Annotated in this window: 17 protein-coding genes and 1 pseudogene; 6 read left to right on the forward strand and 12 right to left on the reverse strand. The window is 60.0% G+C overall.

All coding sequences use genetic code 11. The features are described 5' to 3' along the window. Window positions 1-565: 565 nt before the first annotated feature. The 6 genes and pseudogenes from ACTPOI_RS23755 to ACTPOI_RS23780 form a co-directional block, all read right to left on the reverse strand. Window positions 566-631 (reverse strand): annotated as a pseudogene (locus ACTPOI_RS23755) (MJ0042-type zinc finger domain-containing protein); the annotation flags it as partial. A 55-nt stretch (window positions 632-686) separates the two neighbouring features. Further along, window positions 687-1,592 (reverse strand): 50S ribosomal protein L11 methyltransferase, encoded by a 906-nt coding sequence (gene prmA, locus ACTPOI_RS23760; RefSeq protein ID WP_440113590.1) that lies wholly within the window; start codon window positions 1,590-1,592, stop codon window positions 687-689. A gap of 214 nt (window positions 1,593-1,806) precedes the next feature. Next, window positions 1,807-3,156, reverse strand: a complete 1,350-nt coding sequence (gene accC / locus ACTPOI_RS23765) for an acetyl-CoA carboxylase biotin carboxylase subunit (RefSeq protein ID WP_094291466.1) — start codon at window positions 3,154-3,156, stop codon at window positions 1,807-1,809. A 7-nt stretch (window positions 3,157-3,163) separates the two neighbouring features. Next, the gene (gene accB / locus ACTPOI_RS23770) at window positions 3,164-3,616 is read right to left on the reverse strand and encodes an acetyl-CoA carboxylase biotin carboxyl carrier protein (RefSeq protein ID WP_094291467.1); all 453 of its coding nucleotides are present in this window, start codon (window positions 3,614-3,616) and stop codon (window positions 3,164-3,166) included. Between the two features lie 160 nt (window positions 3,617-3,776). Beyond that, window positions 3,777-4,373 carry a TlpA family protein disulfide reductase gene (locus ACTPOI_RS23775; protein ID WP_440113594.1) on the reverse strand — a complete coding sequence of 199 codons (597 nt, stop codon included), beginning with the start codon at window positions 4,371-4,373 and terminating at the stop codon, window positions 3,777-3,779. Continuing rightward, window positions 4,370-4,969 carry a hypothetical protein gene (locus ACTPOI_RS23780; protein WP_094291469.1) on the reverse strand — a complete coding sequence of 200 codons (600 nt, stop codon included), beginning with the start codon at window positions 4,967-4,969 and terminating at the stop codon, window positions 4,370-4,372. Before ACTPOI_RS23780 ends, ACTPOI_RS23775 begins: the two co-directional genes overlap by 4 nt. 206 nt (window positions 4,970-5,175) lie before the next feature. On the opposite strand from ACTPOI_RS23780, the gene mpl reads away from it, so the two are divergent. Then, window positions 5,176-6,603 carry a UDP-N-acetylmuramate:L-alanyl-gamma-D-glutamyl-meso-diaminopimelate ligase gene (gene mpl, locus ACTPOI_RS23785; RefSeq protein ID WP_440113597.1) on the forward strand — a complete coding sequence of 476 codons (1,428 nt, stop codon included), beginning with the start codon at window positions 5,176-5,178 and terminating at the stop codon, window positions 6,601-6,603. Window positions 6,604-6,691: 88 nt separating this feature from the next. On the opposite strand, the gene ACTPOI_RS23790 is transcribed toward mpl, so the two are convergent. Next, window positions 6,692-8,179 carry a TolC family outer membrane protein gene (locus tag ACTPOI_RS23790; protein ID WP_094291471.1) on the reverse strand — a complete coding sequence of 496 codons (1,488 nt, stop codon included), beginning with the start codon at window positions 8,177-8,179 and terminating at the stop codon, window positions 6,692-6,694. A gap of 11 nt (window positions 8,180-8,190) precedes the next feature. Between ACTPOI_RS23790 and ACTPOI_RS23795 the strand changes: the two genes are divergently transcribed. From ACTPOI_RS23795 to ACTPOI_RS23815, 5 genes are read left to right on the forward strand one after another with little or no spacing between them, the layout of a single operon-like run. Then, window positions 8,191-9,018 (forward strand): transglutaminase-like cysteine peptidase, encoded by an 828-nt coding sequence (locus ACTPOI_RS23795; RefSeq protein WP_240515802.1) that lies wholly within the window; start codon window positions 8,191-8,193, stop codon window positions 9,016-9,018. 30 nt (window positions 9,019-9,048) lie between these two features. Beyond that, entirely contained in the window at window positions 9,049-10,965 is a 1,917-nt protein-coding gene (locus tag ACTPOI_RS23800; RefSeq protein ID WP_440113601.1) for an EAL domain-containing protein, read from the forward strand. Window positions 10,966-10,975: 10 nt separating this feature from the next. After that, window positions 10,976-14,326: a hypothetical protein gene (locus ACTPOI_RS23805; protein ID WP_440113604.1), complete on the forward strand. Its 3,351-nt coding sequence runs from the start codon at window positions 10,976-10,978 to the stop codon at window positions 14,324-14,326. Then, the gene (locus ACTPOI_RS23810) at window positions 14,323-16,137 is read left to right on the forward strand and encodes a hypothetical protein (RefSeq protein ID WP_440113607.1); all 1,815 of its coding nucleotides are present in this window, start codon (window positions 14,323-14,325) and stop codon (window positions 16,135-16,137) included. Before ACTPOI_RS23805 ends, ACTPOI_RS23810 begins: the two co-directional genes overlap by 4 nt. A 51-nt stretch (window positions 16,138-16,188) precedes the next feature. After that, a complete protein-coding gene (locus ACTPOI_RS23815; protein WP_440113610.1) occupies window positions 16,189-17,508 on the forward strand; it encodes a serine/threonine protein kinase in 1,320 nt (439 codons plus the stop codon). A 38-nt stretch (window positions 17,509-17,546) separates the two neighbouring features. Here ACTPOI_RS23815 and ACTPOI_RS23820 read toward each other — a convergent pair whose 3' ends face one another. The 5 genes from ACTPOI_RS23820 to ACTPOI_RS23840 all read right to left on the reverse strand — a co-directional run bounded on the left by ACTPOI_RS23820 (window position 17,547) and on the right by ACTPOI_RS23840 (window position 25,343). Next, window positions 17,547-18,365, reverse strand: coding sequence for a hypothetical protein (locus ACTPOI_RS23820; protein ID WP_440113613.1), 819 nt, complete (start codon window positions 18,363-18,365; stop codon window positions 17,547-17,549). A 122-nt stretch (window positions 18,366-18,487) separates the two neighbouring features. After that, window positions 18,488-21,607, reverse strand: a complete 3,120-nt coding sequence (locus ACTPOI_RS23825) for a UDP-N-acetylmuramoyl-tripeptide--D-alanyl-D-alanine ligase (protein WP_440113616.1) — start codon at window positions 21,605-21,607, stop codon at window positions 18,488-18,490. Between the two features lie 187 nt (window positions 21,608-21,794). Further along, a complete protein-coding gene (locus ACTPOI_RS23830; protein WP_440113619.1) occupies window positions 21,795-24,422 on the reverse strand; it encodes a retention module-containing protein in 2,628 nt (875 codons plus the stop codon). A 209-nt stretch (window positions 24,423-24,631) separates the two neighbouring features. Continuing rightward, window positions 24,632-24,856 (reverse strand): hypothetical protein, encoded by a 225-nt coding sequence (locus ACTPOI_RS23835; protein ID WP_094291506.1) that lies wholly within the window; start codon window positions 24,854-24,856, stop codon window positions 24,632-24,634. Next, the gene (locus tag ACTPOI_RS23840; RefSeq protein WP_205734187.1) at window positions 24,849-25,343 is read right to left on the reverse strand and encodes a helix-turn-helix transcriptional regulator; all 495 of its coding nucleotides are present in this window, start codon (window positions 25,341-25,343) and stop codon (window positions 24,849-24,851) included. Before ACTPOI_RS23840 ends, ACTPOI_RS23835 begins: the two co-directional genes overlap by 8 nt. Between the last annotated feature and the right edge of the window lie 84 nt (window positions 25,344-25,427).

Consider the following 25,427-nt stretch of genomic DNA (forward strand, 5'->3'; position numbering starts at 1 on the left):
TAGCATCCAACACCGGCTTTGCCACGACCTCTTCCGTGGCCGGTCCATCAACTGCCAACCCCGACAGTGATGGGCTTGAATCAGCCTCCGCTGCCGCCCACGGCGTGGGGACGGGCCGCCAGGAGAACGGCGCAGTCGGCGCGAGGTTCAAGGTATTTGCATCGGAAGCCGCCGCGCCTACGGCCAGGAAGGCAGGCACAGTGGGCGCAGGAATATCCAGCACAGGCGTTGCCGGTGCCAGGGGCGCTGCAGCCATGGGCAGTGAAGCGCCTGCGCGATGGACTCCAGCATCCGCATGCAAAGGGTGATGCGCAGTGGAATGCGCAGCGTGGGCTGCCATCGGAGCCGCCTGAGCGCCCCTCCCCAACGCCGGGGACGAAGGCGGCGCGGCCCCGCCCCCCCAAGCACGCTCCGCATCGCTCTTTCGAGCGGTGGGCGCCGGCGGCGGCCGCACATCTGTCAGGGACACATCGGGCAAAAGGGCCGCCGGGGCCACTGGCAGCAAATGCGCAGAGGCATCAAACACCTCCTTGCATTGGCCACACCGCACCCATCCTTCCGAGATGCGCAATTGGTCTGCCACCACCTTGAAGGAGGTGGCGCAAGACGGGCAGCGAGTGATCTGGCTCATCAGCGTTGGATTGTAGGGGCCGCGCCACCTCGGCCCAGGCGGAACACGCGCAGGCTCAGCGCTGGGCAGTCATCAGTATCCAGCCGTCTTCGGCATCCGCCACTTCCAGGCGCACCCATGGTGCATAAGCTTCCTTCAGCTCTTCAGCCTGGCGCTCCAAGATGCCCGCAAGCACCAAATGCCCTCCCGGCGCCACATGGGCACACAGCAAAGGCGCCAGCACCCGCAAGGGTGTCGCGAGGATGTTGGCCAGCACCGTCTGGTACTCGCCCCGCGCCTTGTCGGGCAGTCCGGCACTCAGCTGCACGCCGTTGGCTTGCGCGTTCTGTGCCGTGGATTCCACAGCGGCAGGATCGATGTCCACCGCGTCAATGTCCGTGGCGCCAAACTTGGCCGCACCAATGGCCAGGATGCCCGAGCCGCAGCCGTAGTCCAGCACCCGGCCCAGCGGGTTGTTGCCAGCCCCCGGCTGCACCGCCCCGTTGCGCGCAATCCAGCGCAGGCACATGCGCGTGGTAGGGTGCGTGCCCGTGCCAAAGGCCAGGCCCGGGTCCAGACGGATGCTGCGCACCGCCTGGGCAGGCAGTTCGTGCCAGGTGGGAACGATCCAGAAATCCGGCGTGATGTCCACCGGCGCAAACTGCGACTGCGTGAGCCGCACCCAGTCCTGCTCAGCCACCTGCGCCACGCCCAACACCTGGCAGCCCACAAAGAAGTCCTGCACTACCAGCAATTGCTGCGCCTCGCGCGCCGCCACTTCAGACGGGAACAACGCCACCACACGGCTGCGCTGCCAGCCATCCTTGGGCGGTGGCATGCCGGGCTCACCGAACAGCGCCTGCTCGGCGTCGGTCTGGGCATCGGCATCCTCCACCGACACGGAGAGCGCATCGAGCGCATCCAGCGCATCGCTGACTGGCTCGATACATTCCTCGGGGCACATCAGACTCAACTCAAACATAGACGCCTCTCAGAAAAATGAAATGCTGACCCTCGTTGCCAAGAGCCAGCATGTGAACTCACTGTTACCGCACCAGCAGGGTGCCTGACACAAACCTGCAACCCACGAAACGCACACGGCCCTCGCCAGCACTGGCGGTATTCCCCTTCCCAAACGGCGCAGCCATTCAACAGGAAGAGGAAGGTGCGAAACGACTCAGGGGGCAGTACCCAGCCTAGCGCTTATGCTGCGACAGCCACTCTTCCAGGTAGTGGATGTTGGTGCCTCCGGCCATGAACTTAGCATCCACCATCAGCTCGCGGTGCAGCGGCACATTGGTGTTGATGCCTTCGATCACGGTCTCGGACAGCGCCGTGCGCATGCGGGCCAGCGCCTGTTCGCGCGTGTCGCCGTGCACGATGATCTTGCCGATCATCGAGTCGTAATTCGGCGGCACAAAGTAGTTGGTGTAGGCATGCGAATCGACACGCACACCCGGGCCGCCCGGTGGGTGCCAGGTCGTGATGCGCCCGGGCGAGGGGACAAACTTGTACGGGTCTTCCGCATTCACCCGGCATTCGATGGCATGACCACGAATCTCGATCTGGCGCTGCGTAAAGGGCAGCTTCTCGCCAGCCGCCACCATGATCTGCGTCTTCACGATGTCCACACCGGTGATCCATTCAGTCACCGGATGCTCCACCTGCACGCGGGTATTCATCTCGATGAAGTAGAACTCGCCGTTTTCGTACAGGAACTCAAAGGTGCCCGCACCCCGGTAGCCAATCTTCTTGCAGGCAGCCACGCAGCGCTCGCCAATCTTCTCGATCAGCTTGCGTGGGATGCCAGGGGCTGGTGCCTCTTCGATCACCTTCTGGTGGCGGCGCTGCATGGAGCAGTCGCGCTCGCCCAGGTAGACCGCGTTGCGGTGCTTGTCGGCCAGGATCTGGATTTCGATGTGACGGGGGTTCTGGAGGAACTTCTCCATGTACACCGCAGGATTTCCGAACGCAGCGCCTGCTTCGGCCTTGGTCATCTGCACGGCATTAACCAGTGCGGCCTCGGTATGCACCACGCGCATGCCACGGCCACCGCCGCCGCCTGCTGCCTTAATGATCACGGGGTAACCGATGGCCTTGGCGATGCGGCGGATCTGCACCGGGTCATCGGGCAACTCGCCCTCAGAGCCCGGCACGCAGGGCACGCCCGCGCGGATCATGGCCTGCTTGGCAGACACCTTGTCGCCCATGATGCGGATTGACTCGGGTGTGGGGCCGATGAACTGGAAGCCGCTCTTTTCCACGCGCTCGGCAAAGTCGGCGTTTTCGGACAGGAAGCCGTAGCCGGGGTGGATGGCCTCGGCGTCGGTCACTTCGGCCGCCGAGATGATGGCCGGCATGTTGAGGTAGGACAGCGGCGAGGGTGCGGGGCCGATGCACACCGCCTCTTCGGCCAGCTTGACGTACTTGGCGTCGCGGTCGGCCTCGGAATAGACCATCACGGCCTTGATCCCAAGTTCGCTGCAGGCGCGCTGGATACGAAGGGCAATCTCCCCTCGGTTTGCGACCAGGATTTTCTTGAACATGGGCGCCTTATTCGATGATGAACAGCGGCTGACCGTACTCCACGGCCTGGCCGTTCTCACCCAGGATGCGGGTCACGGTACCCGACTTGTCCGCCTCGATCTCATTGAGGATCTTCATGGCTTCGATGATGCAAATCGTCTCGCCTTCCTTCACTTGGCTGCCGACTTCGACAAATGCCTTGGCGCCGGGGCTGGACGAACGGTAGAAGGTGCCAACCATGGGCGACTTGACGACATGGCCTGCGGGCACCGCTGGCGGAGCGGGCAGTTCTGCCACAGGGGCCGCAGCTGCAGGCGCAGGTGCCGCCGGGGCCGGCATGGGGGCCGGGACATACTGCTGAACCACGGCGCCACCGCTCTTGACGATGCGGACTTTGCCCTCGGCCTCCGTGATTTCGAGTTCGGACACATTCGACTCTGACACGAGATCGATGAGGGTTTTGAGTTTTCGCAGATCCATGGAAGCTCCAACGGCTATAAAACTGAATAGGGCGCGAATTTACTCCAATTTCACCCTATCGCAGTCTTCCACATGCATTTTCCATGAACTTCGTCATGGAAATAGACGGCCGGAGCCCTCCAGAATCACTGCGGCGACCCGAAATCTGCCGTCACATGCATCACCGCAAAGGGGCCCACAGCTGCAGATCCTGTGGGGTCACCTGCCCCATTTTACGGTGCAGCACCCGCCCCGCCCCGCCCAGCACCACGGTAAAGGGCAGCCCACCCGTCAAGTTACCCAGCGAACGCCCCAGATCCGTCCCTCCCAAACCCGCCAGCCCCACGGGAAACTCCAGAGGAAGCCGCGCCAGGAATTTGCGCACCGCCGAGGGCTGGTCAATCGCCAAACCCAGCACTTGCCAGCCTTTGGCAGCATGTTCGCGATAGAAAGCGTTCAGCATGGGCAACTCTTCCACACAGGGCGGACACCAGGTGGCCCAGAAGTTGAGCAGCAGCGGCTTGCCAGAGAAAGACTTCAACGCGACCACGCCGCCCTCCGGCTTTTCAAATTCCATGCCCCACAGCGCCTGCTCCGCCCCTGCCTCCATGGCGTGCGGCTGAAACTTCCACCATGCCAAGCCGGCCCCTCCCACGGCAGCAGCCCCGGCCACACCGGCATACAGCAGGCGGCGGCGAGTGGGCGAGGAAACCTGAGGCAGCACATTCGGTGATGCAAGCGCGGATTCAGGCAAATCGGAGGGGGTCGTCTTCGTCATGGGGCACTGGTTTCCTGGAGCAGGCGGCGCACGGCCGTCATGTCACCGCGCGGGACGCGGCCTTTGGCATCGGGCTTCAAGGCACCCCGCAGGTCATCAAGGTCGTAAATCAGCAAATGCACTCCGATCATCTCATTGAGCTCCGGCGACTTGCTGCCCAGGCTCAAGGCCTCGACCGATTCGCCATGAAAACCCGTCACCGTACGGGGCTCATAGTCCACATGGTGGTCGATCAGCGCGATCTCCGCAGATTTGGGGTCATCGCAAAACAACTGCAAGTAAATATCCGACAGGCGCGTGGCAGTACCGTGCCAGACCGCCCCCGCCAGGTGTGGACGAAACGCCGCCATACGCTCCATCCAGACCAGTGCCAGCTGGCGCAGCGCCCGCAACTCGCGCGGCTGCGTGTCGGCGCAGAAGATCTCGATGTACTCCCGCACCGCCGCTTCCACCAGATCGTTGTCGGGCAGCGGGGTCCGGGCAGGCAGCCCCATCTGGCGCAGGGCCCGGCGCTTGGCGGGCCCCCATTCCAGCCCTTCCTCAACCACCAGGCGTGCCGTGGTGTGGGCGATTTCTTCGCTCAAAGGTGTGTGCATGAAAGTGGAAGACAGCGGAGGAGTCCGCATTGTGCGCGCGATCCATGACGGGCCGCCTGCGCCCCGCACAAGGCCCGCAGACACCCCAGAAACGAAACCACCCAAGATGCTATGCATTTTGTAGCTCACAGGGCATACACAGTGCGCGCAGAAGGGCTTTTTTGCCAAGATTTTCCCGCATCGCAGCGGCTTTAGAATCAGCGCCCATGCACATACACATACTAGGGATCTGCGGCACATTCATGGGAGGCCTTGCAGCGCTGGCCCGCGAGGCAGGCCACAAGGTGACCGGTTGCGACGCCGGCGTCTACCCCCCGATGAGCGACCAGCTCCGGGCATTGGGCATCGACCTGATCGAGGGTTTTGGTGCGGACCAGATAGCGCTCCAGCCCGATATGTTTGTGATCGGCAACATGGTCAGCCGTGCCCGGCTGCCCGACGGCACCCCCAAGTTCCCTCTGATGGAAGCCATCCTGGACGCTGGCCTGCCCTACACCAGCGGCCCCCAGTGGCTGGCCGAACATGTGCTGCAGGGGCGCCATGTGCTGGCCGTGGCCGGCACGCACGGCAAGACCACCACGACCTCGATGCTGGCCTGGATCCTGGAAAACGCGGGCCAGCAGCCCGGCTTCCTGATTGGGGGTGTGCCACTGAACTTCGGCCTGTCTGCCCGGCTGGGCGCGGCACAGCGCCCCGTACCAGCGTCCACCCCACTGGGTGCGACGCCGCTGTTTGTGATCGAGGCGGACGAGTACGACACCGCCTTCTTCGACAAGCGCAGCAAGTTCGTGCACTACCGGCCCCGCACCGCCGTGCTCAACAACCTCGAATTCGACCACGCCGACATCTTTGACGACCTGGCCGCCATTGAGCGCCAGTTCCACCACCTCGTACGCACGGTCCCCCCGTCAGGCCGCGTCGTGACCAACGGGTTGGAGGAAAGCCTGGCACGGGTGCTGCACACCGGATGCTGGAGCGAAGTGACCAGCTTTGGCGCGGCGGTGAGCGACTTTTACGCCGTAGGCGATCCCCAGGCATTTGACGTCATGCACCAGGGCCGCCGCGTGGCCCGCGTGGAATGGTCGCTCACCGGGGTGCACAACCAGCTCAACGCGCTGGCTGCCATCACGGCTGCCCACCATGTAGGAGTTCCCCCCGAGCAAGCAGCCAGCGCCCTCGCCACCTTCCAGAACGTCAAACGGCGCATGGAACTGCGTGGCACCGTGGGTGGCGTGGCCGTGTACGACGACTTTGCACACCACCCGACGGCGCTGCGCACCACCCTGGACGGCCTGCGCCGCAGCCTGGGCAGCAGCGCGCGGATCCTGGCCGTGTTCGAGCCCCGCAGCAACACCATGAAACTGGGCGCCATGAAGAGCCAGCTGCCCTGGGCCCTGGAGCCCGCCGATCTCGCGTTCTGCCACACGGCAGGGCTGGACTGGGATGCCGCCAAGGCGCTCGCTCCCCTCGGTGTAGGCCCAGGCCAGCGCGCGCAAACCGCAGCCGACATCGACACCCTGGTGGCCCAGGTGGCGCAGTCCGCCCGGCCGGGGGATCATGTGGTGTGCATGAGCAATGGCGGGTTTGGGGGCATCCACGCCAAGTTGCTGCAGGCTTTGGCGACAGTGCGCTGACACCCGTCACTGCAGCACGGGCTACAACGACAGCAGCAACTACCCGCGCGCTTAAAGCCGCCTCTGGCACCGCATTCCTGCGCAGGCGCTATTTGCGTGGAGCGGGCACAGCCCCTGGCTGATCACCTGCAGGCAACGGCCGGGCACGCTGCCTGGGGGTAACATCCACGCCGACTTTGGCTTGCTCCACCGTCACCATGGGAGGCAAATCCCCTGCACACAACTCGGCGGCCTGATTGGAGCCGTCCGTGCCGCGACCTGCCTCGGCCAGCGAAGGCATATCGGGGCGCGACACCTCCAGCGCTGTCATCAATTTGCCCATGGACGCCAGCGCACGCGCCTGCGCGATGACTTGGTTGTAACGGGCATTGATGAAAGCCCGGCTGGCCTGGAAGTACTCGTTCTGGGTGTCCAGAATATCGAGCAGGGTCCGTTGGCCAATGTCGAATTGCTGGCGATACGCCTCACGGGATTTTTCAGACGACAACCGGTGCTGATCAAGGAATGCCAGTTGCTCAGTCAATCGCTGAGATTCGGAGTAAGAACTTGCAAGGTTCTGCCGCAAATCACGGCAAGCCTTTTCCTGCAGATCCAACGCTTGGCTGTTAGTCTCCACCGCCTTGAGTTCGCGGGCTTCGTCCGCACCGCCCCGATACAGGTTGTAGCTCAACACCACGCCTATCGAAGTGTCGCGCGAACGCCCCCTCTCACCTAGCAGGTTGTGGTCCCAAGTTTGACTGGCGCGAAAATCCACCCGCGGGACATAGGCGGCCTTCCGTGCAGCAATACCGGCCTCGCTGGCCCGCACGTTCTCAATGGCTGCACTTAACGCCGGACTGTTGCTCAACCCCAGGCTCATGGCTTCCGGCAAGGAGGGTGGCAACCCTTTGAGCTTTATGCCCTCGGCCAACGTGGGAAGGTTTGCAGCAGGCATCTCCCCCACCACTCGCTGGTAGCGGGCTGTCACGTCATACAGGTTGGCAAGCTCCGTCAGCAAATTGGACTCCGCCAAAGCCAACCTGCCCACGGCCTGCTCCAGATCCACGCGTCGGCCGACCCCCGCGCCCGCCCGCTCGTCAATCTGACTCGTCGTCACCTTGTGTTCGGCGTAGTTGAGCTTTGCCTGCTCCACTAGCTCTCGGTACCGAATCACATCAACATAGGCACGCAAAGCCTCCAGGGTGGCTGTTTCCGACGCTTCAACCAATTCGTAGTACCGCACCAGCTTGGCGTGGCCCAAACGTTGCACCTCGTTGCGCGTGAAGAACCCATCAAACAACATCTGGTTCAGGGTCAGTGCTGCACTGCCATAGGAATACCATCCGGTCTCCCCGGAGGGGCGCCGGTTGTTCTGCCGGCCCGCACCAGCCAACGCATCCAGTTGGGGCAAGTACCCCGCACGCGCCTCACCACGTTCCGCATCCGCGATTCTGAAACCGCGCCATCGCGCCTGCACCTCGGGATTGGTCACCACCGTCTTGCGCGCTGCCTCCACCAAGGGCAGCGGCAGCACTTGCGCCGAAGCTCCTGTGGCAACGAGGACTGCTGAACCGACCAGCGTTAGGACGTATCGCATGGGGCCTCCAGATGTATCTGTTAGTGAGAAAAATCACTATAGGCAGCGGTGTTTTCGCACGCAAACAATTTGTGTGCGAAATCATCATTTCCTTGCAAAATGAACTGAGGCGGGGGTGTTTTGATAGCAACAAACTGCAACTCAAGGCCATGTCTATCAAAGAAAACTATCGTTTTTTTCTCGCGTGGTTACGCCGGGGAAGAATTGTTTTCTTTTGCCTGCTCGCTCTGCAATGGGCGATCGCGGAACCAGACATGGACAAGATGCAGAACCTTGCCTCGCAGCGCTATGGGGCAAAGGCTGCAGATACGGTGAGCGCCTGGCGCAAGATGCTGGACGAAGGGCGAAAACTCGAAGAGTCTGAAAAACTGGCTCTTGTGAACACCTTTTTCAATCGCCGGGTACTGTTTGAGAACGACATCGTCGTCTGGCAGCAGAACGACTACTGGGCCACCCCGTTGGAAACCATGGGACGCGGTGCAGGCGACTGCGAAGATTTTGCGATTGCCAAGTACACCAGCCTGTTGCTGATGGGCGTGCCCAATGACAAGCTACGCATGATCTATGTGCGAGCCCGTATCGGTGGAGCCGGAAGCACCCGCAGCGAGGCCCACATGGTGCTTGGCTACTACGCCGTGCCGACAGAAGAGCCCATGATTCTCGACAACCTGATAGGCAACATCCGTCCGGCCACGTCCAGAACAGACCTCGCGCCCGTTTTCAGCTTCAACAACAGTGGCCTGTGGGTAGCAGGAACGACCGCCCCTGCAGCCGATCCGACAGCGCGGCTGTCCCGCTGGCGCGATGTACTGGAACGCATGCGCCAGGACGGGCTGTGATGCTCCAGACTACTTACGAGAGGCTTCACCATGTCACTCACTAAACAACTCTGGATTGCCATCGCACTTGTGATGACGCTGGCGTTTGGCTGCAGCATGGTGGTCAGTGTGTTGTCCGCGCGGCACTACCTCCAGCAGCAACTGCAGGTCAAAAACATTGACAACGCCAACTCTCTGGCACTGTCTTTGTCACAACTCGACAAGGACCCCGTCACCGTGGAATTGCAAGTAGCCGCGCAGTTTGATGCGGGCCATTACCGCTTCATTCGCATTGTGTCGCCCACTGGAGCAACGCTGGTGGAAAAGACTTTCAAAGGAGAGCAAACAGCCGCGCCCTCATGGTTCGTCAATCTGATTCCGATTCGCGCAGAACCCGGACGCGCGCAGATCAACGATGGCTGGAGCCAGTACGGCACGCTGAGCTTGGCCAGTCATGACCAGTACGTCTACAAAAGCCTGTGGGAGGGCACCCTGGAGTTGCTGATGTGGTTTGTCTTTGGCAGCGTAGTCACTGGATTGGCCGGCACACAAGTCATCCGTTACATCACGCGGCCTCTAGAAGACGTAGTGAGCCAAGCCGAAGCCATCGCACAAAGGCACTTTCTCACAATTGAAGAGCCAAGCACCCCCGAACTGCGCAGCGTTGTCCGGGCCATGAATGACATGGTCGCAAGGATCAAAGCCATGCTGACTGAGGAGGCCGCCCGACTGGAAACTCTGCGCAGGAAAGTCAACCGGGATGCCGTTACCGGGTTGTCCAGTCGCGAGTACTTTTTGTCGCACCTGAACGAGATACTGACAGGTGAACATTTCGCGAAAACGGGCAGCTTCGTGCTGGTACGCATCGCGGACCTCAATACGCTCAACGTGCAGCTGGGCCACGCCCGCACCGATGATCTGCTCAAGGGCCTGGGCTCCGTTTTGTACGACAGCGGGAACGACAGACCCGGTCAGCGCGCCGGGCGCATCAAGGGTGGCGAGTTTGCCGTGGTTTGCCCCACCCAGGCCTCTGCCAGCGACGCGGCCACCGACATTCACCAACGCCTGACCACCGGGTGGTTGCCCTATTGGATAGGCGACGCCCCTGACCTTTTCCATGTGGCCGGCGTACGCTATCAACGAGGGCAGGATATGAGCGACCTTTTGCGCCGGGCAGATGAAGCCATGGCCCGCGCGCAAGCCCAAGGCCCCAACAATTGGTACGCCAACGAAGAGGGCCACGAGCACGCGGTGCTGCCTACAGATCAATGGCGAACTTTATTGACCGAGGCCGTCAGTGGCGGCCGACTGTCGTTGGTGTTTTATCCCGTCGTAGGTGGTGACGGGGTGGTTGCCTTGCATGATGAAGGAGTCATCCGCCTTCAGACCGATGATGCAGGTCCTCCTTGGCAAGCGGGGGATTTCATGCCCATGGCTGCACATCTGAATCTCACCGTGCCCATTGACCTCAAGGTCGTACGGTTGGCCATCGAGCACCTGCGTACGGGCTCTGGCGATATCGCAGTGAACTTGTCGGCAGACACGATTGCAGACTTCCAGTTTCGCAACGATCTGACGCAAATGCTCATGACCTATCCCGACGTCTGCCAACGCTTGTTGTTCGAAGTGCCCGAGTACGGCGTCTTTCGCCATTTTGAGGCCTTCCGGGACCTGGCCCATACCCTCAAGCAGCTGGGATGCAGGGTCGGGATCGAGTACTTCGGGCAGCGTTTTGCAGAGGGCAACAAACTCGCCGACCTTGGGCTTGACTACATAAAGATCCATCCCAGCTACGTTCGAGGTATTGCAAACACCCCGGGCAACCAGGAGTTCCTGCAGGGACTGTGCAACATGGCACATACGCTGGGCATCACGGTCATCGCCACCGGCGTGGAATCCCGCACCGACCTACCGCTTCTGACACAACTGGGATTTGACGGAGCCACGGGCCCAGGGCTCAGTGCCTGACACAACCGCAATGGCCACGTCTCCCGAATTCCAGCTCCAGGTCGTCCAGGTGCTTCCTGGGCCTAGCCTCGCGGCGTGGCATGACTGCCTGCGCGTCGTTCTGACCCATGAGCACGCCCCCCCCAAAACGACACCCGAGATACTTTGGGAGCGCCTGAAAGGCTACCCCCACAACCATCTAACGCCACGCCCCCTGATCATTGAATTCGGATCGACAGACCCCGGCCATGTTTTTGCAACATTCGCCATGGCTTTGCTCAGGGCTGCGCGCCATGTTGCCAGCCGACACCGCATCACACCACTTTCAGAGTCCGCCACTGAGGTCACTCTCGAAATCATGACCCCAGAGTCCGCCAAAGCCCTGGCGCAAATGGCGCTGGCTTTGACCCGCGTTGCCTTCAATGCGGACGGAGCTGCCCCATGGGGAGATCCCTTGTGGATGACGTTGTGTGACCTGCGCCCACGCACCAGCCACTACCATACCCAAGACAGGTTGCTGACCGCAAGGCAAATGGGTTTGCACTGCGAAGTCGGCGGAGGGCTTCACCGCGCCCACTACCGCGTGGGCCAAGGCCCAAGCTCCCAACTGATGGCCAACGCGTATAGCGCTATTACCAGCCATCTGGGCAAGGACCTCGCCGGTGACAAGATCCGCGCACGTACTGCCTTGGTCAGGGCAGGCCTCCCGGTTCCTGCGCAACAACGGGTCACCTCTTCGGCCGAGGCCGCCCAGGCGGCGATCAAACTGGGGTTCCCTGTCGTACTCAAGCCTTCGGGCTCACGCGCCAGTCAAGGCGTCTTCACAATGCTGCGCACGGTCACTATCGTGGAAGAGGTGTACCAAAGACTTGCAGGTATGTATGCCGAGATCATTGTGGAGAAACAGGTCATTGGCGAAGACTACCGACTGCTTGTGATCGGAGGGCGCTGCGTCGCAGCAGCCCAACGCCTGCACCCCTGCGTGACCGGAGACGGCATATGCACGGTGGCCGAGTTGGTGGAAGCGTCCAACCAGTCGCATGGAAGGGATGGCATCTTCATTGCCCCCATTGCATTTGACACCGAGGTCCTGCAAACCCTGTCAGACCAAAACTTGGGGCCAGACAGCACACCTCCAGCCGGAACAGTGGTAGTGCTGCGCCGCGCTGCGTGCCCGTCTTCTCTCGCACGGGATGTCTCTGGAGATATCCATCCTTCTGTAAAGCACCTGGCAGAACAAGCCGCTGTGGCAGTACAGCTCGATTTCGCTGGCGTCGATCTCGTTTCGGCGGACATAACACGCCCATGGACAGAAGTAGAAACCGCCATAGTTGAAATCAACGCCGGTCCTGGGCTCGATATCAACCGTTTTCCCGATCTTGGCACCCCCCGTCCCGTCGCGCGCCACATACTGCGTTCGGCCGTTTCCGCCGGACAGTCCAGCAACATTCCCGTGGTGTGCGTGGTAGGTCGCTACGGCAAGCAACTCTGCGCGGACATGTTGTCCAACATGCTGCGCATGACTGGCGTTGAAGCCCGCGTAGCAGACAACCTGCGCGACCCATTTCCTGCCCCTCTGCCATCGCACCATGGGGCTGTACGCGCCTGGGTCGGTGGGTGGCTGAGCCGCACAGAGATCGATGCACTGGTGCTGCCGTTGCCCTGGAGTGCATTGGCGCGGGAAGGCATGTCTGTGCAGCAGCACTCTGTGGCGATTCTTGTGGACGAAGAAGGGGACTTTCGCGCTCTGGAAAAGGAGCTGATGCTACCCGGCATCCAGGCCAAGCTCTACCGCATGGTGTGCGACACAGCCAACAATGGCGTAGTGTTTGACGCCACGTCCTTGGCACTGCGGGCCGCAACGGCGCATATGCCGCCCCATACCACCGTCGCGTGCCTGCCAGCAACAGCGCTCTACGTCGAATCCGGCTGGCTGAGACACCATCGCCTCCACGGTGGCGAGGCCGTCCTCACGGTCACAGATGCGGCGGGCGCTGCGTCCTTCTACCTAGCGCCCGCGACCGGTGATTGGCAACTGCTGCTGACCATCCCCCCATCAGCTCAGCAGTCAACACCCCCAGTCGGCAAGACGCAGACGATCGCGTACGCCCTGGCAGCCATGAGACTGCTGGGATGCGACTTGCCGACCCTGCAATCACTCGCGCTGCTGTGCGCTCCGCGGGTGGACCCTACCGCTTTGCCAAAGATCACGCCCTGGACTCTGAAGGTCCCCACCTCGGCCACCGAGGCAGGGATCCATCTGCTGCGCCTGCTTGCCCCCGCACCGACCACCTGCCTGCAGGTGTTTTGCCAAGACTCCGAGCCCATGCGCAAGATGTTGGCCCAGTGGTCTGCCCTGCTCGCGCCTTATCGCCACACATGGTGCATCCAGCCTTCCGAAGAAGCCTTGAGTGACAGCATCAGCACACGGGATCAGCTGGTCGCACAAGGCTGGGATCCAGCCCTTGTGCAGATGGCGTCCACTCCACCCGACAACGCTCCATCAAGTACGAAATCACTGCAACTGCGCATCACAGACCATCTGGATAGCCCATTGCTGCTGGGGCTCTGCAAGACTTCTGCCGAAAAAGCATACGTGGCTGATGATGCCTGGACGGCCGAAACACTGGCGGTCGTCGCTGGCGCGACCTGGATTGGAAAAGGATATCCCCGGCATTGGGATCCCTCTCGCATTGCCATTGAGGGTGAATCCCCCGAAGGGCAATTGGTGATCGTTGAAGGTGTAGCCAACAGCCTTGCAGCCATCCAGCACATCGAGCACCGCACCCGAGAAGCATTCTTACAAGGCGCTCAGGCTGTCATGAGCGCCGTCATGCCACCCGAGCTGCCACGATGGATGCCTTTTCTCCTGAGCGAGGATCCAACGCATAGCTTGTACCAGCTTGCGAAATCCGCACGCGCACGCAGCAACCGATCGGTGACCGTCCTGCTCGGCGGAGGGAGCAGACCTTTCCCGCCTATCGCAGCGCTGGTGAACCAATCGCAGATGGACCTGGATTGCGTCTTTCAAACACCCAGCAACACAGAATACGCGCATCGCACGGCGCTAGCGCTTGCCAGACTTTCGACCATAGGTAGTGGTGCGCCTGGCGGCATCCTGCTGCCTACCATGTGGCGAATCGATGAGATCACCCTGGCTCAACCCAATCATTGTGTTGTGCTGGCAGACGACTTTCGTACGCTAGACCGGCTTGCTGCCGTGCTTCATCTGCTGCGCTCCGCGAGTATCACCATCGTGGGCTTGAATCCCTCGCAACACGATGCGTGCAAGGACCTCGTAAATAACAGCCACCCCGAGCCCCAGAAGCTGCGCTTCGCGCCGACGATGGCAGACCTGCTGCACACATGGGCACCAACATGACTTACTCACCCGAAGTCTTCGAGGCGCCTCACGCCCGCATGCCCAGCTTTGAGCCAGGGCCGGCGGAGCATCTATTTGGAGAGCTTCTGCTGGAAGACCTTCAAAGGCCTGAAGGAAAATTCTCCAGGGCGCTAGAGACCTTCACCAGCACCTGTTTTCCTCAAGAGGGCGTCCGCGTTGCTGTTGTCTTGTATGCCCCAGGACAACCACGATTGCTGGTCAGCCGCGAAGGAGGAGGGAAAAAAGGCCTGGAGCGTGCGCTTCAGCGGCTCGTCAAGCACCCAAGGTATTCAGCCTTGGCAGGCCACGAAAAAGTGCGCTTGCAACTCGATTTTGTTGCTGATCCCCCCACCCCCATGGATCTGGGCAAAGTGGGCATGACGCTTCGAGGGGACCGGCACTTTGAAGTGGGTCTAGAAGGCATTGAGTTGCGCACAAACGCCGGCAAACGCCACCTCTTCCTGCCGGGGGATGCGTTCGTCTACTCGATCATGTCACTGCAGCAGTTGCGTGCGCATCTGCGTTCAAGTTTTGGGTCTGAGACCGTTGCGCAGGCACACTGTGCCCGCTTCCACTCGGAGAGCTACTTATGGATCGACGGCCACTTTCACCGCCTCTACCGGGGGATGCCCCTGATAGGTCCACTCACGCGGGAGAAACTGTCCGAGGCTCTCATGCTCGCTGTGGACCATGTACTGCGTGAACAGAACCCCGACGGAACCTACCTTTACTACTACGACGCGGCGACCGACAGCCGACGCGACCATGAGCACCCCACGCGCGACCCGGAAACCAACCCGTACTACAACATCCTGCGACATAGCGGAGGAGCGCTCAACTGCCTCTACAGCGACCAACTGCGAGGAGAACGCCGCAGCTACGACAGTGCTCGTCGCGCTATCGAGTTCCTGATTGCACAGGCCAGGACATACGCCACTGATACCGGAGAAGCCGCCTACATCTACAGCGAGCGCAAGGCCAAGCTGGGTGGCACCGGCTTAGGTCTCTACCTGTTGGCAGAGTACGAAATCACTACCGGAGACACACGCTACCACCCTTGGGCACAAAGGCTGGCCCGGCATCTGATCCAACAGATCACCGCAAGCGGCGAGTTCATTTACTACAACATCTATCTCGACGAAAACATCGACGAAAGGCGAAACGCAAACTACTTTTCGTTCTACTACCCCGGCGAGGCCATTTGCGGCCTTGCTCGCTACTTGCACCTGATCGGTGAGACTGAGCGGACGCCCTACTTCAACCATCTGCATCGGGCCCTGCACTACCTGATCAACATCCGCCCCACCGAGAGGGCGGACCAATACACGAATGTTCCATCAGATGCGTGGCTGATGATGGGCATCAAAGAGTTGTGGGACTTTCCCGCAATGCGCAAGGCAGACTACTTCAACTTTGTTGTATCAGATGCGCGCCAGATGGTGGCTCAGATGTACAAGGTAGATACAGCCCCCTACCCAGATTACGCCGGTGGGTTTTACTATCGATTCGGCGACTATCCGTACTCCGATGGCGCCCGAATGGAGGGCTTGATGGGCGCATACCAGTTGGCCCTGAAAGCTGGACAAATGGACATAGCACAGGAAATATGGCCCGCACTGTGCTTAGGCGCTTGGGCCACCTTGCATCTTGTCAACACCCCAGCCGCCGTCTACTCGGCGCGCAACCCGGCGCGCAGCCTTGGAGGGATCCGTTTCAAGTACACAAGGCAATGGTTTCGCATCGACACCATTCAGCATGTCGCATCGTTCTATGCGCGTCTACTAGGCCATTGGCCTGGTCCAGAAACCTGACAAATACGGTACAGAATCGAAGCGCCCACCTGGCACCACAACGTTACCCCTATGCTTCAATCATTGGGCCCCTGGCAATACCGGATTGAGGACCGCCTGGGCGGAGGTGGCCTTGCGCAAGCCTATCGCTGCATACACCCAGACCTCCCGGGAAAATTTGCCATCAAGATCCTGAAGAATCCCACGCACGTCAACACCCTATTGAGAGAAGTGCGGGCCTTGATTGCACTCGACGGGTTTGCAGGGGTTCCAGCCTTGATAGACCATGGGCGCGACCAACGTGGGCAATTGTGCATGGTCACGACCCTCATGCCAGGAGTCCGGCTGGACCACCATGTGCGCCGCACCGGCCCGCTCTCAAGTGCAGATACGCTGGGCATCGTCCAGCAGCTGCTGGACATCCTTCAACACGCCCACTCCAAAGGACTTCTACACAAGGACATCAAGCACTCCAACATTCTTTTGGAGGGCCATCGTGTATCGTTGATTGACTGGGGGGCCAGCGAGTTCACCCATGAGCTTCCCAGCGAAACACTGCGCGCAAAATCCAGCTACATGGCCCCCGAATGCTATTTTGGCCAACATGGACCTGGCAGCGACTTTTACTCGCTGGGCTGGCTGGCCGTGTATCTAGCCACCGGACGCGAGCCATTCCACTGCAGCGAAGTCAAAGACAAGCACTACTGGGCCGTCGCCCACCTTCTGGAGCAACCACGGTGGCCCCGCGACTTGCCACGGGAAGTCAGCGCTGTGGCACTGCAATGGCTCGCCCGCAGCCCTTCGCTGCGCAATATTGCATACGATCTAACCCAGTTGAAGAAAACATGCTCCTCTATCGCGGTCAACGCGGAAAGAGAAACCATCGAATTCGAGGCCATCGTCGGCCAAGACTATTTGCTACTGGGCGCCGAGCACGGAGCCACAACTTTTCAATGTGAGTTGGCTAATCGTTTGCTCGACACCGGGCAACCAGAGGCCGCTTTGGCTTGGCTTGAAGCTGCGGCAAAACAGGGATACCCCAGAGCGCAACGCTTGCTGGCCAAGGCACTCCCCGACGATGCAGAACATGCCTGCCGAAAACAGCAGCTACTGCAATCCGCAGCAGAAACTGGCAGCCCCGCAGCTCATTACCAACTCGCCAAAGCCATGTTGCGACAGGGTGCTTCCTGCTCGCCGGAATCACCTGCACGAAAGCAATTGGAATTTGCAGCATCCACGGGCCAAGCGGGTGCACTCGTACTCCTGGCGCGCCACCTCCCTCCTTTGTCCTGCAGACTGGCCTTGGAGCTGGCAGCAGAGAGTGGTCACCCAGCCGCGATCAAGGCACTGCAAAAACAGGATCAATGTAAAAAAACACCAGACATCCATTGATGTCTATGGCCCATCACCAACTGCTGTGCACAACTCCCTCAGCGTGGCTTTTCCAATGCGGGCGCTTCAGTAGCCTGGACAAGAAGTCGCTCAAACTCTTGAAGTTCTTCGGAACGAGGTGCAGCGCAAGCTCTTGCGATAGCGCTCCGCAAGCCCTGGGCCATGTATGGAACGTTAGCCACATTGCGCTGCTCGTCTTCTGGCCAATCAGCCGGGTTCAGCCCGCGCACCTTGGTGACTGTTGCTTGCACCTCGCCAAGTGCCTCCAAGGTTGCCTTTACCAAAGGGGCGCCGCAAGGCTTCGCAAAGGGTTTAAGTACAGGTTTGCAAGCAGGCTCGCAAAGCCGCATAAGTCGGCTCCACATAAGGTGCGCACCATAGGACTCTCGGACAAGCAGATGCCACTCGCTCACATTTCTTGGCAACGCAGTTTCGGCTCCGGAGACTCCCTCCATGGCGTTTTCCAAGGAACGCGCCAACCCCTCTAGGAACCAAGAATTCTTGAAAAAAGTGTACCCATACTGGTACGCATGGAAGAGTTCGTGCGCCGGAGTCAGGTTGGGAGGCTCCCAATGAGCGCCTATGGTCAACGTAAGCGCTCGCCCCTCTTGCTCGCCAAACTTGCGGTATCGATACTGAATGGCCGCATCGCCAGCACTACCATTTCCACGAGCCAACTGAAGGACGTGTACATCAATGCGTCGAACCTGGCCTTGGTATCTCGGCATTTTCAACGGAGACTGCAGGCCAAGCTCTTGCTCAAAAAAGAGAGCTGCCGCCGCCAGCTGGGCTTGCAGCAGAGACACTTTGTATGCATCAAAAGCATCTCTCCCATACCGCGTGAAATACACATTCACAGAACCTTCTGTGACTCTCTGATCCAGTGCCTCCCTCGGTGCTCGCCAGTCTGAGAATGCATTTGAGCAGCACAGGGCGGCAAGCCCGGCTGTCCAGCCAAATCGGGAGCGCCAGCCCATCGTCATATCCAATCCGCGCTTGGCGTCGGCACTCGCGCTGCAGCAGCGGAATGCGCCTTCAAACGCTTCACCCAGTCGGACAGCCGCGTCCCCGCTGAGCTCTTCACCAACACCAGATCATTGCCCCGCAATTGACGGAACACCCACTCGCCCACCTGCTCCACAGTATCGAAATGAAAAACCTTGCGATCAGGAGGCCACGCCTCCAGCGCCAAGTCCTGCATGAGCGCTCCAACAAGAATGATCAACGTGGCATCGGTCGCGAGAATAGGCTCTTTCAGCGCCAGGTGCATCGACGCTTCGTTTTCACCCAGTTCCAACATGTCACCCAAAACAAGTACCAATCGGCCTGAACCAGTCCTCGCAACGGCCGCCAGCGCAGCGTGCATGGACAAGGGATTCGCGTTGTAGGACTCATCCACCAATTCCAATTTGCATCCGCCATCCCAAGCCAGAGTGTGGCGCTCACCGCGTCCAGGCAAAGGCAGGAATCGGCTCAGCGACGTGGCTACACGCTTCACATCCCGACCCACAACCCCAGCAACCGCCAGCACGGCCATGGCATTCAGGACCATGTGCTCCCCTTGTGCCGAAAGACGTACTTCAACTCGCTCACCAAAAGCGAAAACTTGCGCAAGCCCCAGCTCAAAGGCGTCTAGCCTCACATCGCACTCAGGGTGCTTCCCATAAGTGACCACTCTCAGATTCCGCCTCAACGCAGCCTTATGCACAATCTGCCACTCGTTCATATCGCGGTTGAGAACGGCAACACTCCCCGGCAACATGCCGCCAAACATCAGTGATTTCTTGCGCGCGATCTCTGCCACCGAGTGGTGATACTTGAGATGCGCCGGCCCCACATTCGTAAATACGGCAACGTCCGGCCTGACCAGGCGGGTGTTAAGAGCCATATCGCCTACAGCCATCTCCATCACGACATAGTCCGCATCGACAGGCAGAGAAGCCAAATTCCACGCGATACCGTGAGGAAGATTGGCACTCTCCCGTGCCATGCCGACTTTTCCAAAGTCGGCCAGCGCATGAGCCAGCATGGCCACCGTGGTGGTTTTCCCAGCACTACCTGTAACCCCCACAAAACATGCCTTCATCTGCGCACGTGCCGCCTTGCCCATAGCCAGCAACGCTGCAGACTCATCCTCTACCGCAAGCACGGGAACATCCACCAACGCACCCGATTGCAGCGCCGCAATGTGGCCCGGGTCCACGCAAACGATCGCAGCAGGGGTCAGCGGCAGCGCTGCCAGCAGCGACTCGGGCATGCCGCCCTTGCAACCCGGCCTCCTGACAAAAACCACATCGCATTCCCGCATGGCGGGAGGCCAGGTACAGGCGCCTCCCGCTCCAGAAAACTCCGCGCCGGGCGGGCGCCACCATGTGCCACCAGTCACCGCTGCAATATTTTGCGCAGTCCATCGCATCGGTCCGCGCTTTTGCGAGGATCCAAAAAAAACACGGTAGTAGGCCACTAGCCCCGAGAGGTAGTGCTCCACATCGTCAATCCGAACCCTGAAGCCATGGTGCCGGATAAAAAAACTCCGACAAATCTTGTGCGGCTCCCGAAAGAACATGGCCCACTCGGGCCAGAAGAAACCATTGAGCAAGTATTTGGCGCGGAAATGCAAGGCTCGCTCAAACTTGGACTCATCAATCATCGCCAGCAAGTATCGAAGCTCTGGAAGAGCGCGCAACCGTTCAATCATCGCTCGGGTTGCCATCATGAGTTCTAGCAGCGTAGGAAATGTGGTTTCACGCTCCAGCACGAAATCGAGATGGTCCAACACATTACGCAGGCCAAAGATGAAGTAGCTCTCTCGCGGCGAGTACCGCGTCAACTCCTCTGTGCAGTAGGCCAGCCAATGATCGTGGTTGCGCCAGTGCTCAGCGGCTACAAAGTGCTCAAAGGCTTTTTCCACGGCATTGAGCCAGCGCAGCTCATGGGTATGCGCATACAGGCGCATCAATGCAAATGCGGCCTCGCCATCGTAGTAAACAATGCGAAACGCTTGTTTGACAGAAAGATCTTCCGCACTCAAAACATGGACAAACTGCCCAGTTCGCTGGTTCTGCATCGCCAGCATGCCGGCCCCCAGTTGCTCCATCAATGGGGCGTCTTCATTGCTTCCCGTCACCTCGGCAAAGCGCACCAAGGCCAGCAGCGCGACCGCACTGCCGCCCAACTTGATCTCCCCACCTTCGTCTACCAGGTACGCTATAGAGTCGCCATCTGGTTGCGCATAGACCCGAACAAGTGCACTTCGCATGTAGCTCAACGCGCGTTCGATCGCCCGTAACAAGGTATCGGACCGCAACGAAGCCCAAGCGTCCACCATGGAGAACAGGGTGCTGGCGTGACGCAACGCGTTGTAGCTCTCAATTCGCCGACCGAAGCACGGGAAGAATCCGTAAACGAACCGGCCATCATCTCCAACCTGATGGGCTAGATGGTCCGCCCCACCAGCCACCACATCGAGTAGGGCAGCCCCATTCCAGGCAGTGAATTCTCGCCGCCCCGCATCTACCCCAACACCACCAATCAGCGGATAACTTGATTGGCCGTCTGCAAACCAGCCACGGGTTTCAAAGATCCACACCGGTTGCCCGTCGTCAAAGCAGACCCCTTCCAGTCCATAACGGGTTTTTGCATGCAGAAGGAAGTTACCCTCGTTGAGTACTGCATGAGGAGTTTCACCCCGCGGGTAGAACATTGCATGTGCATTGACCTCCATCTCCAGAAACGCGTTTTCGAAACGCTCATCCAGGGAGATTCCGTACCGAAAATAGTTGCGCTTAGTGGATGCAAGCCGCTGTTTGAGTTCGCCCCACGTCAAACACCACACATGCCACGGCACATCTATGCGCAACCACAACGGGCCCTCGCATACTTCACCACTATCCGCTATGGGCAACGCCATGCATTGAGCCCTCCCGTTTTCCCAGGCTTCATCGAACGCCTCGCCTGTTGCGCTCAGAATCTTGGCGCGCTTCGTCGAATCGCACACAGAAAAGAAAAGGATCAACGGTGTATCGCCAGGGCGGGACTCCAGACACTCCTGACGCACGGAATCATGCAAAGCATTCAGCGCAGTTGCCATCAACGCCATGGGCAAAGACCTCCGTTTTTGGTACCTCAGACCAGCCACCAAGTTACAGCAAACATGCGCGTCCAGAGAGCACGTAGCCAGATTGCCCAAATGACCGCCCGACGCAAGCACACAGCATAGCCATTGGTGTGCACAAAAAAAGCACCGCCTTTCACGGCGGTGCTCAAGAACCCATGCGCGGTTCAGTTCACATGGGCTTTTCACCTTGGGTCATCTCTTGAGCAACCTGATTTACCAAATCGGCGCCTGGATCGCTTCCTACATCCATGGGTTGCCCCCCGCCTCCGTCGGACGGAGCTGCTCCACCACCTGAGCCTCCCGAGCTACCCGGCACACCGGCAACTTCCTCCTCGTCTGGCAGAAGGTCTTCAGATGCAATGGGCTCGCTGCTCGACGAATCTTCTGTGGGCGGTGACGCCTCATTCGACGCAACTGGTGGCACACCAAGCCCGTCCTCCTCTTCACCCAGGAGGTCAAGAGACTCTGGGGTGACATCTGATCCGGGGGGAGAGTCACCCTTGTCGGATGGCACATCTTCCTCATCGTCACCTGCACCACCCGTGCGAGCCGCAAAAGACATGGCTTGAGGAGGCTCTTCGTCGCTGTCGGCGTCATTGTCGCTGTCAGCGTCGTTGTCCGAGTCAGCGTCATTGTCGCTGTCGGCATCGTTGTCCGAGTCGGCATCGTTGTCGCTGTCAGCGTCGTTATCCGAGTCAGCATCGTTATCCGAGTCAGCGTCATCGTCGCTGTCAGCATCGTTATCCGAGTCAGCGTCATCGTCGCTGTCGGCATCGTTGTCCGAATCAGCGTCGTTGTCGCTGTCGGCGTCATTGTCGCTGTCAGCGTCGTTATCCGAGTCGGCATCGTTGTCCGAGTCGGCGTCATTGTCGCTGTCGGCATCGTTGTCCGAGTCAGCGTCATCGTCACTGTCGGCGTCGTTGTCCGAGTCAGCGTCATCGTCGCTGTCGGCATCGTTGTCCGAATCGGCGTCGTTGTCGCTGTCGGCGTCGTTGTCCGAGTCAGCGTCATCGTCACTGTCGGCGTCGTCGTCCGAATCAGCGTCGTTGTCGCTGTCGGCGTCGTTGTCCGAGTCAGCGTCATCGTCACTGTCGGCGTCGTCGTCCGAGTCGGCATCGTTGTCCGAGTCGGCATCGTTGTCGCTGTCAGCATCGTTATCCGAGTCAGCGTCATCGTCGCTGTCGGCATCGTTGTCCGAATCGGCGTCGTTATCCGAGTCAGCATCGTTGTCCGAGTCAGCGTCATCGTCGCTGTCGGCATCGTTGTCCGAATCGGCGTCGTTGTCGCTGTCGGCGTCGTTGTCCGAGTCAGCGTCATCGTCACTGTCGGCGTCGTCGTCCGAATCAGCGTCGTTGTCGCTGTCGGCGTCGTTGTCCGAGTCAGCGTCATCGTCACTGTCGGCGTCGTCGTCCGAGTCGGCATCGTTGTCGCTGTCAGCGTCGTTATCCGAGTCAGCGTCGTTGTCCGAGTCAGCGTCATCGTCGCTGTCGGCGTCGTTGTCCGAGTCAGCGTCATCGTCACTGTCGGCGTCGTTGTCCGAATCAGCGTCGTTGTCGCTGTCAGCGTCGTTATCCGAGTCAGCGTCATCGTCGCTGTCAGCATCGTTGTCCGAGTCAGCGTCATCGTCGCTGTCGGCGTCGTTATCCGAGTCAGCGTCGTTATCCGAGTCAGCGTCATCGTCGCTGTCGGCATCGTTGTCCGAGTCGGCATCGTTGTCGCTGTCAGCGTCGTTGTCCGAGTCAGCGTCGTTGTCCGAGTCAGCGTCGTTGTCCGAGTCAGCATCGTTGTCCGAGTCAGCGTCATCGTCGCTGTCGGCGTCGTTGTCCGAATCAGCGTCGTTGTCGCTGTCGGCGTCATTGTCGCTGTCGGCGTCATTGTCGCTGTCGGCGTCGTTATCCGAATCGGCGTCATCGTCACTGTCGGAATCCGAATCGCTATCACTGTCTGCATCTGCATCTGCATCTGCATCTGCATCTGCATCTGCATCTGCATCTGCATCTGCATCTGCATCTGCATCTGCATCTGCATCTGCATCTGCATCTGCATCTGCATCTGCATCGGCATCGGCATCGGCATCGGCATCGGCATCGGCATCGGCATCGGCATCGGCATCGGCATCGGCATCGGCATCTGCATCTGCATCGGCATCTGCATCGGCATCTGCATCGGCATCTGCATCGGCATCTGCATCGGCATCTGCATCGGCATCTGCATCGGCATCTGCATCGGCATCTGCATCGGCATCTGCATCGGCATCTGCATCGGCATCTGCATCGGCATCTGCATCGGCATCTGCATCGGCATCTGCATCGGCATCGGACTCAATGAATGCATCACCCGAGCCAACCAAAGCCGCCGCTGCTTGGGGTTCAAAACCGAACTGGTACTCCACCCCATCGGTCTCTTCCCCATTGCGCAGCAACTGCACAAAGCCATGGCCACCGCCACCGCCACCGCCACCGCCACCCGCCGCGGTGGCTTCCAATTCATCCAGGTCACCCCCACGCTGCAGGGCCTCAATCACAGCCTGAATGCTGCCATCGGCTACGCTGTTCTCTGCGGCAGGGGTACCTCCAGGCGCTTCCACCATGCTGTCATCGAGCTTCACGTTCTCATTCGCAGCCATCTGAAAAACATCGCCGTCGCTCATTTGCAACTCAATGCGAGAGTCTCCCAGGGTAACAATGACATCCCCAAGTTGCAGAGACTCGCCAACTTGCACTTGGTGGCGAATCCCCGCTGTGTCAGTAGCAAAAGCGGTCCCGACGACAGCAACAACGGTAGCGATTTGAGTCATGATCGTCTCCACAACCGCATGGCTTGGAATGCTCAATGCATCCGTTCCAGCAGATGGGACGCAGGTTAGCCCTGTAACGCAAGGCTGGCTATTGGACTGAAGTACAACTTCGGCTTACCCCGCATGCGCGAGCGATAAAAAGGACAGCGCACCGGCAACAACCAGACTGATCGAGCAGAGACAGAACACGCTGGCAGAAACCCCGTTGCTCACAAGAGGCCGTCCTCACCCTCATCACTCAGCAGACGCAAACTATTGGCCAGATGAGACCGGGTTTGTTGCCTGGCTAGCAGTTTGTCCTGGGCGGCCTGCGGCAAATCTGTAAATCGGATCACCCCTCGCTCAACAAGGAGATTGATCAAATCTTCCGTCACCCGGGCAAGGCTGGCATCGGTCTCACTGAGGGGGTTGGGATTGGGGTGCTTATCAGGCATCACCGCCCTCCGCGCCAGCCTTGCGAGGTGTGCGAGCACCAGCAGACAGGAAGAGCGCCAGTTGAAGCCTGTCACGCACCTCCAGCTTCTCAAACACAGCGCCCAGATGTGCTTTGACGGTCCGCTCTGAAATGTTCAAGCGTGATGCCACTTCTTTGTTGGAGAGCCCCGCAGCTACGGCCTTGGCCACTTGGCTTTCGCGGGCCGATAGCATCGAAATGTCACCACGTCCCGCGGTTTCGCTGCGTTGCAGCAAGTTGGTCGTGGCTGCAAGAAACCGGGCCACCAAACCCGCCCCTGGCCATAGACCGCCGTGCTCTACAACAACAGCCACCTCCCTAAACAAGGAGGGCGCGGAGTGCAAATGGACATATCCTTTTGCACCCGCTTGCAACGCAAGCAGTGCCTCCTGATCCTCAGGCATCGCCGATAGAACCACAGGGTGGCATGCGGGCGCTTCTCTTGACAGCTGCAACAGCCATTCCATCCAGTTCGTGTGGGCGACGGGCACCCACACCACAGTTACGCCTGCCGAGGCTGGGCTGTCCGGGCTCGGCGGTTCGTGCGGAGG

Source organism: Acidovorax sp. BL-A-41-H1, assembly GCF_051942715.1.